Source organism: Microbacterium sp. NPDC089695, from assembly GCF_044749085.1.
Classification (GTDB): Bacteria; Actinomycetota; Actinomycetes; order Actinomycetales; family Microbacteriaceae; genus Microbacterium.
In genome coordinates, this window is the sequence record NZ_JBIVHG010000001.1 from 626,217 (window position 1) to 639,149 (window position 12,933).

Sequence of the window (12,933 nt, forward strand, 5' to 3'; positions counted from 1 at the left end):
TCCTCCGACGAGATGGGGTTCAGATGGTGGGTCGTGTGGTGGATGCGGGGGCGTCGCGCTGGGCGGCGGCGAGTTCGTGGACCACGCCCTTCGTGCCCTCGTACAGGCGCACGTAGCGGTCGAACAGCGCGTCGTAGTCGGCACGCAGGTCGGCGTTCGGGGTGATCGTGTCGGTGATCGGGTTCCAGTCGGCGATGAGCGGGGGCTCGTCGCCGGCGATCGCCGCTGCGGCGAGGAACGCCGCGCCGTAGCTCGCGCCGATCGTCGTGGCCGGCACCTCCTGCACGAGGCCCGTGACGTCGGAGACGACCTGCAGCCACAACCGGCCCTGCGTGCCGCCGCCCACTGCGACGATGCGGCGGATGTCGGCGCCGGCCGCGCGCATGGTCTCGACGTTGTGCCGCACGCCGAGCGCCGTGGCCTCGAGCGCCGCGCGGTAGAGGTCGCCGCGGGTGTGCTCGAGCGTGAGTCCGGCGATCACCCCGCGGGCATCCGGGTCCTGGATCGGGGTGCGCTCGCCCGCGAAGTAGGGCAGCATCACGAGTCCGCGCGCACCGGGTCCCGACTCCTCGGCCTCGGCGAGGAGCTGCGGGTAGTCGGCGTCGGTCAGGTCCTTCAACCAGGCCGTGAGGGCGCCGGAGGTCGAGAGCCCTCCCGCGAGGTTGCGCGTGCCGGGGAATGCGCCGGCGGTGGTCCACATCGACGGCGTGCGGAGCGTGTGCTCGCCGGTGGCCACGAGGAACATGGTGGTGCCGTACATCAGCATGAGGTCGCCGACCTCGTGCGCGCCGACGCTGACGGCCTCGGTCCACGCGTCGATCGTGCCGGCGATCACGGGGGTGCCGACCGGGATGCCGGTGCGCGCGGCGGCATCATCCGTGACGCTCCCTGCGATCTCGCCGGCCCACAGCAGCGCGGGCTGTTCGATCGTGGCGGCGTAGCGCTCCCAGTGCGGGTCGTGCCAGCGCTCGGCCTCGATGTCGTAGAGCGGCGACATCTGGCTCGCCGACTGGTGGTCGAGCACGTAGGCGCCGGTGAGAGCGCGGGCGAGCCACGATGCGGGCATGAACAGGCGTCGGGCGCGCGTCCAGGCCGCCGGCTCCTCGTCGGCGACCCACGCGATCTTCGGCCCGCCGGCCTGCGAGGTGAGGGTCGAGCCGCCCACCCGGGTGATCTCCGCGACGCCGAGCTCGTCGGTCATGCGCTCGATCTGCGCGGCGGCGCGAGTATCGACGCCGTAGAGGATCGCGGGGCGCACGGGCTCGTCGCGCTCGTCGGCCAGGAGCACGCAGGGCCCCATGCCGCTCACGCCCACGGCCGTGATCTCGGCGTCCGGCTCGGCGGCGCGCAGCTCATGGGCGATCTCGACGAACTCGTCCCACCAGATGCGGGCATCCATCTCGACCCATCCGGTGCGCGGCCGGCTGACGCCGTGCGCGCGCGTCGCGGTGGCGATGATCGTGCCGTCCGCCGCCACGAGCACGCCCTTGCTGCTCGACGTTCCGACATCCACCCCGAGGGTGCATCGCATGGCGTCCTCCTCGATCGCATGTCTCTCCGGAAGACTACGCGAAATCGATTTCATGGCGCAAGGCGAGAGCCGGACGTCGGCGCGACGGACGCCCGGGGAGAGAGCGCGGGATCAGCGACGCGCGGCGCTGGCCGACTGCACGTCGCCACTCAGCACGACGGTGCGAGCCGGCCGGTCGTCGCCCCCGATGCGCTCGAGCAGCATCCGCGCCGCCGTGACGCCCATATCGCGGGCGGGCAGTCGCACGACCGTCACGGCCGTGGGCGACAGCGTCGTGAACGGCAGCGAGCCGACCACGGCGACACCGACCTCGGGCGGGGTCAGCCCATGCTCGGTGAGCACCTGGATCGCGCCGACGCCGATGAGGTTGTTGCCCGCGACCACCGCGTCGGGGGGTTCGGGGAGCGCCAGCAGCTCCTCCATCGCCGCACGTCCGCCGTCGACGCGGAACGTCGCGAACCGCGCGAGCTCGTCGGGGTCGGCATCCGGCACCGCCGCGAGCAGCGCCGCCCGCCAGCCCGCCGCGCGCTCGGCCGCCGTGTCGATGTGCTCGGGACCGCCGATGTACGCCACGCGCCGGTAGCCGGCCCCCAGCAGATCCTCGGCGGCGGAGGCCCCGGCCGCCCGATTGGCCATGACGACGCCGTCGATGTCGTAGCGGGTGCTGCGGTCGACCGCGACGACGGGCCGGCCGGCCACGCGCAACGCGTCGAGACTCGTGCGCTCGTCCGCGGTCGCGATGATGACCCCCGACATGTGCTCGGCGACGGCGATCCGCAGGTACGCCGCCTCCTTCTCGGTCTGCGAGTCGGAGTTGCACAGCACGACGGAGTACCCGGCATCCGCCGCGACGTCCTCGACACCGCGGGCCATCTCGGTGAAGTACGGGTTCTCGATGTCGGGGATCACGAGCGCGATCACCTCGGCGCTCTGCCGCCGCAGCGCCCGCGCCGCGCGATTGGGAGTGAAGTCGAGCTCCGCGGCGGCCCGCCGCACGGCCTCGACCTTCTCGGGCGAGACCTTGGTGCCGTTGAAGACGCGGGAGACCGTTGCGGGTGAGACCCCGGCGCGCTCGGCGACGTCGTAGATCGTGCTCATTCCCCGCCCTCTGCTCCGGATGCTCCACCCTATCGCCGGAACCGATTTCACGAGCGCGCGGTGCGCACCGCGCGCTCGCGGGTCAGGTCAGGCGAGCCACGCCGGAGCGCGTCCGCGGAGCACGCCGCGGTCGACCGAGAAGCGCCCGGCTCCGGTGAATGCGAGCGCGAGGGCGACCGCGCCGAGCACGGCGACGAACTCGTAGCCGCCGTCGCCCACCCAGAGGCCCGCCGAGAGGTGCACGAGCACGAGGGCGACGAGCATGTCGACAGCGAGCAGCACGCCCGCGAGACGCGTGAAGAGGCCCAGCACGAGCATGGCGCCGCCGATGAGCTCGACGAAGGCCACCACCGGCGCGGCGATCTCGGGGAGCGGCACGCCCATCCCTGCGAAGCTGCCGATCGTGCCGGCGAGCGTGAACTCGAAGATCTTCTGCGCGCCGTGGGCGAAGAAGACGGCGCCGACGACGATGCGGAGCACGAGAAGGCCCCACGAGGTCGTGGCTGCGGGGGCGGTGGTGTTCGTCATGAGGAGGCCTTCCTTCGTGGCAGGACACCGCGCGCCAGGCGCGGAGCGGGCGAGCGCCCACCGTCGACGCTAGGAAAGTCACCTTTCGATCCCCTGTGCCCTGCCCCCGGCGACTACGCTGAGGCCATGCCAGAGTGGTCCCAGGCTGTGCCAGCGGCGGTACGGCGAGAGCAGATCGTCTCGATCATCGAGCGCCAGGGATTCGCCCGCGTGCAGGAGCTCAGCCGGGCGCTCAGCGTCTCGGAGGTCACGGTGCGCACCGACCTCGACCTGCTCGCCGAGGAGAACGTCATCCAGCGTGTGCACGGCGGCGCGATCTCGGGCATCAAGTCCACGGCCCACTCCCCCGACTACGAGCGCGCGCTCACCCGTGCGGTCACCGAGAAGCGCCGCATCGGGCATGCCGCCGCCGCCCTGGTCGAGAGCGAGATGGCGATCATGCTCGACGCCGGCACGACGACCCTCGCGGTCGCGCGGGCGCTCCGCACACGCGAGGAGCTGCGCGGCGTGGTCGTGTTCACCAACTCGCTCACGATCGCTCTCGAACTCGGCGTCGCCGAGCCCCACCAGATCACCGTGGTCGTGACGGGCGGCACCGTGAGCTACAAGCAGCGCTCGCTGATCGACCCCCTGGGCGACATGTTCCTCGGGTCGGTGCACAGCGACCTGTGCATCATCGGCTGCAACGGGGTGTCGACCACGGGCTTCACGAACTCGAGCCTCCCCGAGGTCACCATGAAGCGCCGCTATCTCGAGGCCGGGGCGCGGCGCATCGTCGTCGCCGACAGCTCGAAGATCGGCAAGAGCCAGATGATCCAGGTCGCCCCGCTCGCGCAGGTCGACCTCCTCGTCACGGGGTCGGAGGCGCCGGAGGTCGAGGTGGAGACGCTCCGCGAGGCCGGCCTCACGATCGACATCGCCTGACCCGCGCGGATGCCGACGGCCCCACTCCGCGAGCGAGCGTGGCCGTCGAGACGGTCAGGCGCGGCCGGCCGAGCCGAACTCCCGCATCCGCCGGGCGACGATCTCGCGGAACCCGTCGATGCCCGCACGCAGCTGCTCGCTGGGCTCGACGACGGCCGGGCGCTCGCTCAGGAACTCCCGCAGCGCAGCGGTCCACGCGAGGTGCGAGTCCGTTCCCTGGTTGATCTTGCGGATGCCGGCGGCGATCCCCTCGCGCTTCTGCGCCGGCGAGATGCCGTACGACGGACGCACGGATCCGCCGTGCGCGTTGATCGTCGTGACGGCCTCCGCGGGCACCGACGACGAACCGTGCAGCACGAGGAACGTGTCGGGCAGACGCCGTTTGATCTCGGCGATCAGCTCCAGTCGGAGCCGCTGGCCGCCCTCGGCATCCGTGAACTTGACCGAGCCGTGGCTGGTGCCCACGGCCACGGCGAGCGCATCGACGTCGGTGGCCGCGACGAACGACGCCGCCTGGTCGGGGTCGGCGAACACGATCTCCTCGACCGTGCCCGAGATGCCGGCCTCGGCCCCGCCGATCGTGCCGAGCTCCCCTTCCACGCTCACGCCCGCAGGGTGCCCCAGCTCCACGACCCGTCGGGTGAGCGCGACGTTCTCGTCGAACGACGAGGGCTCATCGTCGTCGATGTCGCGACTCGCGTCGATCATGACGCTCGTGAAACCGTGATCGATCGCCCGGGCGCAGTCGTCGTACGTGCGGCCGTGGTCGAGGTGCAGCACCACGGGGACGCGGTCGGCGTGCTCGTCGACCAACCGCCGCAGCCGGTGCCACCAGGCCGATTCGTCGTCGTAGGCCGACATGCCCGCGATCGCCTGCACGATCACGGGCGAGTTCTCGGCCTCGGCTGCGGCCAGCACGGCGAGCGCCTGGTCGAGGCTCGAGACGTTGAACGCGCCCACGGCGTACTCCCCCGCCTCGGCGTGGGCGAGCGCCTCTCGGAGTGTCTGCAGCGCCATGTCGTCAGAGCGCTTCGGTGATGCCGAGCTTGTCGTAGTCGAGCACGATCGGCGTATCCGTCAGCGCCCGGGCGTAGGCCTGCACCTTGGCGGCCGACTCGACCGCCACGCTGGTCTTGAACGCGTCGCGCAGGTTCGACCCCACCGTGAGCAGACCGTGGTTGGCCCACACGACCGCGTTGAGGTCGCCCATCGCGTCGCACATGTGCTCGCCGAACTCGGTGTTGTTGCTGAGCTCGAACGGCATGATCGGCACGTCGCCCTTGGTGTAGATCACCATGTTCACGAGGGTCCCGAGGATCGGCGATCCGACGACGCCCCACACGTTCGAGAAGACGGGCTCGGAGTGCACGATCGCGTTCACATCGGGCCGCCGCCTGTAGACCGCCATGTGCACCGTGACCTCGCTGGAGGGTCCGAGGCGACCGTCGATCACCTCACTGTCGCCGTTGACCAGCACGATGTCCTCGGGCACCATGCGGTCGTACTCCAGGTCGGTCGGGGTGATGAGGAAGCGGTCCTCGACGCCCGGGACGCGGATGCTGATGTTGCCCTGCGTGTTGAAGTTCAGGCCGTACTCCATCGACCGCAGGCAGTAGTCGAGGATCTCCTTCCGAGCGGCGTCGATGTCGAATCCCGTGCGGGACAGCGTGTCGGTCATGGCGTGTTCTCCTTCTGGTGGCCGGATTCGTTGCGGTGGTCCGATGCGTCCGCGGGCGCGGCGAGATGCGCCGCGATGTCGCGCGTGACGAGATAGAGGTCGCGGTAGGCGCGGCGCTGGCGCGCGTACCAATCGGCATGCTCGGCGATCGGGACGGCGGCGGATGCCGTGATCGGCGCGAGCAGCCCCGCGGGATCCGCGCCGAGCGCGGTGGCGGCGAGCACGGCGGCGCCCCGCGCCGAGGCATCCGGCGTCACGGGCGTGAGGGGCAGACCGGTGGCATCCGCTCGGGCCTGCAGGGCCTCGGTGTTCTCCGCACCGGAACCCGTCACGACCAGGTCGCCGGTGTCCACGCCGTGCGCGGTGAAGGCGTCGACGATGGTGCGGAACTCGAACCCAGCGGACTCGGCGACGGCCCGCGCGATCTCGGGCACCGTGGTCTCGAGGGTGAGTCCGTGCAGCACGCCGCGCGCCTGCGGGTCGTTGTCGAGCGTGCCGCTGCCCGCGAGGTACGGCAGCAGCAGCAGGGCCGGCGGATGCGGGCTGAGAGCGCCGAACACCTCGCCGACCGTCGAGCCGACGATGCCCGCGAACCACTGCAGCGCCCATCCGCCGGCAGCGGTGCCGGCCAGGGTGATCCAGCGGTCGTCGTCGATGCGGTACGAGGCGAAACCCGTCGATCCGAGGCCGACCGGCCGCGACGCCGTTGCGACCGTAAGGCAGTCGCTCGACCCGAAGGCGATCACGGACCGGATGCCGGCGACACCGCCCGCCCCCAGGAACGCGGCGGCCTGGTCGTGAGCTCCGGCCACCACGAGCACATCCCGCGCGAGGCCCAGCTGCTCCGCGGCAGCCTCGGTGAGCGTGCCGATCGCCTGCCCGCCCGGCACGGGCACGGGGAGTCGGGACTCCGCGATCCACGGCGCCGTGTCGGCGAAGGCGTCGAGCAGCTCCGTGCTCCACCGCCCCGTCGCGACGTCGAGCAGCCCGGTGCGCGCGGCCTGCGACAGGTCGATCCCGGCCGTGCCGGTCCACCGCTCGGCCAGCAGGTCGCCCATGCAGCGGTAGCCCGCGGCATCCCGCCAGCGCTCGTCGCCCGCAGCGATCTTGAACACCGAGAACATGCCGTGCAGCGGCTGGCCGGTGATCGCGGCGAAGCGCTCGCCCCCGATCCGCTCCCCCAGGGCCGCAGCCGCGCCGTGCCCCCGGGCATCCATGCTCACGGCGACGGGAGCGAGAGGCGCGCCCGTGCCGTCGATCGGCACGACCGCCTCGCCGAGCACGCTGAGAGCGAGGGCCTCGACGGGGTCGTCCGCGTCCGCGGCGGATGCCGCCGCGGTGCGCACGACCGACTCGGCCGCGACGATGAGCGCGGCCGCATCCAGCTCGACACGGTCGCGGGCGGGTCTGTGAAGCTCGAGCGACGCGGATGCGCTGCCGAGCACGCGGCCGTCGAGAGCGAACGCCACGGCGCGCACCCCGCTCGTGCCGAGGTCGAGCCCGAGGACGCTCACTTGATCGCCCCCGAGAGCCCGTTCACCAGGTACTTCTGGATGAAGACGAACAGCAGCACGACTGGCACCGAGATGAGCACGAGGATCGCGAACAGCGCGCCCGGCTGCGACAGGTACATGCCCCGATAGGCGAGGGGTACGAGCGTGAGCGGCTTGAGCTCGTTGTCGCCCAGGGTCACGAGCGGCAGCAGGAAGTCGTTCCAGCTCATCATGGTCTGCCAGACGGCCACGACCGCGAGCGCGGGCTTGCCGAGCGGCAGGTAGATGCGCCAGAAGATCTGCCACGCGTTCGCACCGTCGAGTCGCGCGGCCTCGTAGGTCTCGAGCGGGATCGCGAGGTACGAGGTGCGGATGATGATGACCGCGAACGGCAGCCCCAGCGCGGTGTACACGAGCACGAGACCCGCGATGTTGTTGTACAGCTGCATGGACTGCAGGATGCGGAACGTCGCGACGACGATGCTCGACATCGGCAGGATCAGGGCGAGGATCAGGATGCCGAAGATCAGCGCCTTGAGCGGCACGCGCAGCCGGGCCAGCGCGAACGCCGCCATCGAGCCGAGCAGGCACACGAGCACCACCGAGGGCACCGTGATGAGCAGGCTGTTGAGCAGGTGGAGCAGGATCGGGTTCTGCTCCCAGATCGTCAGGTAGTTGCGGATGCTGAACTCCTGCGGGAACATCCCGAACCACTGCGTCGTGGGGTTGTTCGGCGGCATGAGCGACAGCCCGACGACCATGATGATCGGGATGAGCCAGAGCACCGCGAGCGGGATGAGCACGAGGTGCAGCCAGCCCACGCGACGCCCGGGGGCGCCGTGGCTGCGGGCCGCGCGGCGGCGACGGGCGTCGGGGACGATCAGCGTCCTGGTCTCGGTCACTTCTCGTCTCCCGTGATGAATCCGGCGCCGAACACGCGCACCATCGACAGCGAGCTGACGACGGCGATCACGAGCAGCACGACGCTGATGGTCGAGGCGTAGCCGACGTTCTGCAGCTGGAACGCCTCGAGGAACGCGAAGGTCGGCAGCATCTCCGACGCGTGGTTGGGGCCGCCCTGCGTCAGCACGTACACGAGCTCGAAGGTCTTGAGCGACCCGATGATCCCGAGCAGCACGAGCGACAGCGTCGTCGTCTTCAGCAGGGGGAAGGTGATGCGCACCATGGTCTGGAATCCGTTCGCGCCGTCGATGCGCGCGGCCTCCACGAGGCTCGGGTCGATCAGCTGCAGACCGGCGAGGTAGAACAGCATCGAGAACCCGGTCCACATCCACACGTTCACGAAGATCACCGCGAAGATCGCCGTCTTCGGATCGGTGAGGTAGTCGCCGCCGAGGAACTCGAGGCCCGTGGCCTTGCCGAGGCTCGTGAGCACTCCGTTGAACGGATCGAGGATCCGCTGCCAGACGATGCCGACCACGACCGGCGACAGGATCGCGGGGATGAAGAAGATGGCCCGGTAGAGCGTGCTGCCGCGGAGGCCCTGATTGAGCGCCACCGCGAGCAGGAACCCGATGAGCGCCTGCGGGATGATGGTCAGCACGATCCAGAACGCCGAGTTGCGCAGCGTGATGAGGAACGTCGGGTCCTGGAACAGCTCACCGTAGTTGCCGGCGCCGACGAACGTGCCGGCGTTCACGCCGTCCCAGTCCAGCGTGCTGGCCTGGACGTTGTAGACGATCGGATAGACGACGAAGACGGCGAACAGGATCAGGGTCGGAGCCAGGAAGGCCAGGCCGACCAGACGCTCGCGGGTCAGTATCTTCACGCGCGCTCCCCTCGAGGCGGGTGGGCGCCGTCACGGATCCGGGGCGAGGGCGCTCCGGATCCGCGACGGCGGGGTCGGTCAGTTCAGCGTGTCCTGCACGGCCTGCACGGAGGCTGCCGCCTCCTCGGGCGTCGCGTCGCCGGTCGCGATCGCGGCGAGTGCGTCGGCGACGGCCTGGTCGAGCTTGGGCGACTCGAAGTAGCGCGAGTACTGCACCTTCGGCAGCCAGTCGTCGACGAAGAGGTTCCAGATGTCCTCCTGCTTCTGGCTCGTGAACTCCTCGGGCGACAGACCGGTCACGGCGGGCACGTCGTTCATGGTGTTGACGAGCTTCTGCGCGCCGGAGCCGGCGATGAAGTCGGTGAGCACCTTGCAGGCGAGGTCCGGGTTGGCGGTGTTCTTCGAGATGCCGAGGCTCACGTCGATGCCGCCGACGAACTGCGACTCCGCAGCCCCGCCGGGGATCGTCGGGAACAGGAACGGCTCGTAGCCGGACATGCCCTCGGACAGCGGCGGGATGTCGGACTTCGTCGGGTCGGACTGCTGGATCCACCAGGCGCCGAGCGGGATCATCGCGGCGTTGCCCGCCTCGAACTGGTTCACGGCCGACGGGTAGGCGTCGAGGCCGATCGCGCCGTCCTGGGCGATGCCGTCGCTGAAGAGCTTGCTCCAGTAGGTGAAGGCCTCGACGATCGCGGGGTCGGTCCAGGGGATGGTGCCGTCCTCGGCCTCGTAGACGGTGCCGGGCGAGACGTTGTTGGCGATCTGCAGGAACACGACGTTGCGGAGCCAGGAGTCCTTGGCGGGGAGCAGGAACGGCGCGGCGTCTCCGCCGGACAGCTCCTCCGTGACGCTCTTGAGGTCGTCCCAGGTCTTCGGGACCTCGAGGCCGGCCTCGTCGAAGATGTTCGAGTTCGCCCACAGGTTCACGGTCTGGGTGAGGATCGGCAGCGAGTAGAAGTTCTCGTCGCCCTCGGGGTTGCCCATGCGGGACTGCTCGATGCCGATCGGGTAGAAGCGGTCCTGCCAGTCGTCGCCCCAGGTCTCCGCGGCGCAGTCCTGCAGCGGCATGAGGTTGTCGCGGTACTGCTGGGTGAGGGCTCCGGGCTGGAGGCCCACGATGTCGGGCATCGTGTTCGAGCTCGCGCGGCTCTGCAGGTCGACGAGGTACTCCGGGTAGTTGAAGATCGTCGCATCGATCGACGACCCTTCGTTCTCGGCCTCGAAGGCCTCGATCATCTGGCGCGTGGTCTGCTCGATCGGGCTCCACGAGCGGAACGTCACGGTGTCGGCGTCGCCCCCGCCGCCGGTCTGGGTGGGTGCGGCACCGCCGGCACAGGCGGTGAGTCCCACGGCTGCCGCGCCGGCGACGGCGACGGCCAGGCTCTTTCTGAGCTTCATTCGCAAACCCCTTACATCGTCGTAGAAGTCTTCGGCGTGCGCCGAACGAGGTCAGTTTAGGTTTATTTGCGTATTCGAGACCAGGAAATCAGGCCAGATTGGTGATTCTCTTTCTGTTCTTGTGTTTTCCGTTCTCGGCACTTTCGAATTCGCAAGCGCGTGAGACGTCGATCCGCGATTCCTTGGGATCGCGTTCCTTGCGATCTCCGCGGTCGTCCCGGCGATGCGGTCCTCCCGGCGATGCGGCCCGCACCCTCAGCCCGTTTCCGTAGACTCGCCGGATGGCGCGACCCGAGCGCCGATACGACGCGACCCGAGCGTCGGGGGAGGATCTGGCGACGACGGTGAGGGCGCGAGCGGTCTTCGGCGCATTGCGCCTGGCCGCGGCGACCGTGTGCACCGTGGCCCTCGTGCACCGCCTGTTCTGGGGCATCAGCTCGCGCACGATCGCGGGAGAGAACTTCTTCGCCTACCTCACCGTGCAGTCCAACTGCGCACTGGTCGCGGTGCTCGTGGTCGGGGCCGTGCTCGCGTTCTCGCGCCCCGCCGACCCGCGGTGGTTCACGGTCGCTCTGGCGCTCGTGCTCACCTGGACGATCACGGCCGGGCTCGCGTTCGCGCTGATCGTCTGGCAGGCCGGGCTCCGCGGCATCCGCGTCGACGTCCCGTGGTCCGACCAGGTGCTGCACTTCTACCTGCCTGCGTGCACCGCGATCGCGTGGGTGCTGACGCCCGGCCACCGCGGCGTGCCGTGGTGGGTGGTGCCGACAGCGCTGGCCTTCCCGCTCGCGTGGGGCGGGGTGACGCTGTGGCGCGGCCCCTCGGTCGGCTGGTACCCGTACTACTTCCTCGACCCGCGGCAGGTGTCCGGACCGCCGGAGTTCCTGCTGACGAGCGGCATCGCCCTCGCGATCTTCGCCGGCGTCGCCGCGATCATCGTGCTCGTGAGCAGGATGCGGCGGCGCGGCCACGCCCGCCCGCCCGTCTGACGCAGGACCCGCGCCGCCGGGCGCTCAGGGCGTCGCGAGGAACGGCGCCAGCGAGGCGACGGCGGCTTCGAGCACCCCGTCGTCGTCGAGGTCGGCGAACGTCGCCGCGTCCTCACCGCCCACGATGCCCACCACGATGCTCTCGCCCGTCGCCGGAGCGAGATCGAACCAGGTGCGGATCAGCGCGTCTCCGCCGACCACGTGCCACACGCTCGGCGCGGTGGACGGATCGACGGCGTCGCCCGCGGCCCCGTCGCCCTCGGCGGCTTCGCCCGCTGCGGCCGCGAACGGCGACTCCTCGAATCGCATCCACACGGTCTCGATGCGCCCCATGCCCAGCTCGGCGATCGCGCCGCGGTGCGAGAACGGCAGCGCGGGGCTGAACTCCAGTCCCTTCCCCTGCAGCACTCCGAGCGGCACGGTGACGATCACACGGTCGAACGACAGCGACTCTCCCGACGCGACGCCCAGGCTCACTCCCGCCTCGTCGTAGGCTACACGGGAGACGGCCGACGACAGACTGACCTTCGCGCCGTCGAGCAGGTCGTCGAACAGGGGCCCGAGGTCGCCGAGCGGCGCCGTGCGCTCGGTCGGGGGCAACGCCGGCGGGAACCAGGTCGACGCCTCGTCGGGGTCGGAGCCGGATGCCGCCGACACCGCCGCGAGCAGCGCAGCCATGCCGGGCTCCTCCGGATCGACACCAGCGGCCTCGAGCGCCTCGGCCAGCGCGACGTCGGCGGGCTGCTGCTGCCCCGCCGCGATCGCCGCCTGCACGGGCTCGTCGGAGACGGGGTCGACGTCGTCGTCGGCTGAGCGCCACAGCGGCGTCGTCAGCGTCGCCGAGCGGATGTCGAGTCGCGTGATCTGCGCGAGCATCTCGGTGTCGGCGGCAGTGAGGAGCCACCCGCCGAGCTGGGCGGGCACCGGCCACGCCTCGTCGTCGACGACCGTCTGCACGCGCCCGCCGAGGCGCTCGCGCGCCTCGAACACCGTGACCTCGGCTCCGGCGGCGACCAGGCGCGAGGCTGCTGCGGCCCCGGCGAGACCCGCGCCGATCACCGCGACGCGTTCTCCGCCCCCACCGACGCGGAGCACGTCTTCGGCAGCGCGCTCACCCGACCGCAGCGCGGCGTCGATCGTTCCCGGCGCTTCGGAGTCGGTCGCCTCACCGGCCAGGAACACGCGATCATCGACCGGTTCGGCCAGGGCGTCGCGGGAGTTCTGTTGCGTGCCGGCGGGCGTGAAGCTCGCGGCGCCGAGGGAGAACGGGTCGGTCGTCCATGCGCTCCGCGCGAACGCCGCCGGACTGATCGCACCGCCGGTCGGCCGCGCGGTGGGAGTCGGGGTGCGCGTGGGCGTGGGCACCGGCTCGGGCGTGCAGGAGGCCAACAGGACTCCCAGGACGCCGGCTCCGGCGCCGATCAGCAGAGTGCGACGCGTCATCCTCATCGTGTCGCAACGATACCGCCCCAGGATGGATGGTGTGGTCGCGGCGGGCCGCC

The 12,933-nt window shown here is 70.8% G+C and carries 12 protein-coding genes; 2 read left to right on the top strand and 10 right to left on the bottom strand.

Going from position 1 to position 12,933, the window contains the following annotated elements; translation table 11 throughout:
• Positions 1–19: 19 nt before the first annotated feature.
• From ACIPYT_RS03115 to ACIPYT_RS03125, 3 genes are all read right to left on the bottom strand, one after another.
• Positions 20–1,531, bottom strand: a complete 1,512-nt coding sequence (locus ACIPYT_RS03115; protein WP_401070551.1) for an FGGY-family carbohydrate kinase — start codon at positions 1,529–1,531, stop codon at positions 20–22.
• Positions 1,532–1,642: 111 nt separating this feature from the next.
• Entirely contained in the window at positions 1,643–2,629 is a 987-nt protein-coding gene (locus ACIPYT_RS03120) for a LacI family DNA-binding transcriptional regulator (protein WP_401070553.1), read from the bottom strand.
• An 87-nt stretch (positions 2,630–2,716) separates the two neighbouring features.
• A complete protein-coding gene (locus ACIPYT_RS03125) occupies positions 2,717–3,157 on the bottom strand; it encodes a DoxX family protein (protein WP_401070555.1) in 441 nt (146 codons plus the stop codon).
• A 126-nt stretch (positions 3,158–3,283) separates the two neighbouring features.
• On the opposite strand from ACIPYT_RS03125, the gene ACIPYT_RS03130 reads away from it, so the two are divergent.
• Positions 3,284–4,081, top strand: a complete 798-nt coding sequence (locus tag ACIPYT_RS03130; RefSeq protein ID WP_401070557.1) for a DeoR/GlpR family DNA-binding transcription regulator — start codon at positions 3,284–3,286, stop codon at positions 4,079–4,081.
• A 54-nt stretch (positions 4,082–4,135) separates the two neighbouring features.
• Here ACIPYT_RS03130 and ACIPYT_RS03135 read toward each other — a convergent pair whose 3' ends face one another.
• The 6 genes from ACIPYT_RS03135 to ACIPYT_RS03160 all read right to left on the bottom strand — a co-directional run bounded on the left by ACIPYT_RS03135 (position 4,136) and on the right by ACIPYT_RS03160 (position 10,442).
• Positions 4,136–5,098 carry a ketose-bisphosphate aldolase gene (locus tag ACIPYT_RS03135; RefSeq protein WP_401070559.1) on the bottom strand — a complete coding sequence of 321 codons (963 nt, stop codon included), beginning with the start codon at positions 5,096–5,098 and terminating at the stop codon, positions 4,136–4,138.
• A 4-nt stretch (positions 5,099–5,102) separates the two neighbouring features.
• Entirely contained in the window at positions 5,103–5,759 is a 657-nt protein-coding gene (locus tag ACIPYT_RS03140) for a class II aldolase/adducin family protein (protein WP_401070561.1), read from the bottom strand.
• Positions 5,756–7,273, bottom strand: a complete 1,518-nt coding sequence (locus tag ACIPYT_RS03145) for an L-fuculokinase (RefSeq protein ID WP_401070563.1) — start codon at positions 7,271–7,273, stop codon at positions 5,756–5,758. Before ACIPYT_RS03145 ends, ACIPYT_RS03140 begins: the two co-directional genes overlap by 4 nt.
• Positions 7,270–8,154: a carbohydrate ABC transporter permease gene (locus ACIPYT_RS03150; RefSeq protein WP_401070565.1), complete on the bottom strand. Its 885-nt coding sequence runs from the start codon at positions 8,152–8,154 to the stop codon at positions 7,270–7,272. Before ACIPYT_RS03150 ends, ACIPYT_RS03145 begins: the two co-directional genes overlap by 4 nt.
• Positions 8,151–9,041, bottom strand: coding sequence for a carbohydrate ABC transporter permease (locus ACIPYT_RS03155; protein WP_401070567.1), 891 nt, complete (start codon positions 9,039–9,041; stop codon positions 8,151–8,153). The genes ACIPYT_RS03150 and ACIPYT_RS03155 overlap by 4 nt, the downstream gene beginning before the upstream one ends.
• Positions 9,042–9,119: 78 nt before the next feature.
• The gene (locus ACIPYT_RS03160) at positions 9,120–10,442 is read right to left on the bottom strand and encodes an ABC transporter substrate-binding protein (RefSeq protein ID WP_401070569.1); all 1,323 of its coding nucleotides are present in this window, start codon (positions 10,440–10,442) and stop codon (positions 9,120–9,122) included.
• 281 nt (positions 10,443–10,723) lie between these two features.
• Here ACIPYT_RS03160 and ACIPYT_RS03165 point away from each other — a divergent pair, with 281 nt between their 5' ends.
• A complete protein-coding gene (locus ACIPYT_RS03165) occupies positions 10,724–11,431 on the top strand; it encodes a Pr6Pr family membrane protein (RefSeq protein WP_401070571.1) in 708 nt (235 codons plus the stop codon).
• A gap of 24 nt (positions 11,432–11,455) precedes the next feature.
• Here ACIPYT_RS03165 and ACIPYT_RS03170 read toward each other — a convergent pair whose 3' ends face one another.
• Positions 11,456–12,874 carry an FAD-dependent oxidoreductase gene (locus ACIPYT_RS03170; RefSeq protein ID WP_401070573.1) on the bottom strand — a complete coding sequence of 473 codons (1,419 nt, stop codon included), beginning with the start codon at positions 12,872–12,874 and terminating at the stop codon, positions 11,456–11,458.
• Positions 12,875–12,933 lie beyond the last annotated feature (59 nt).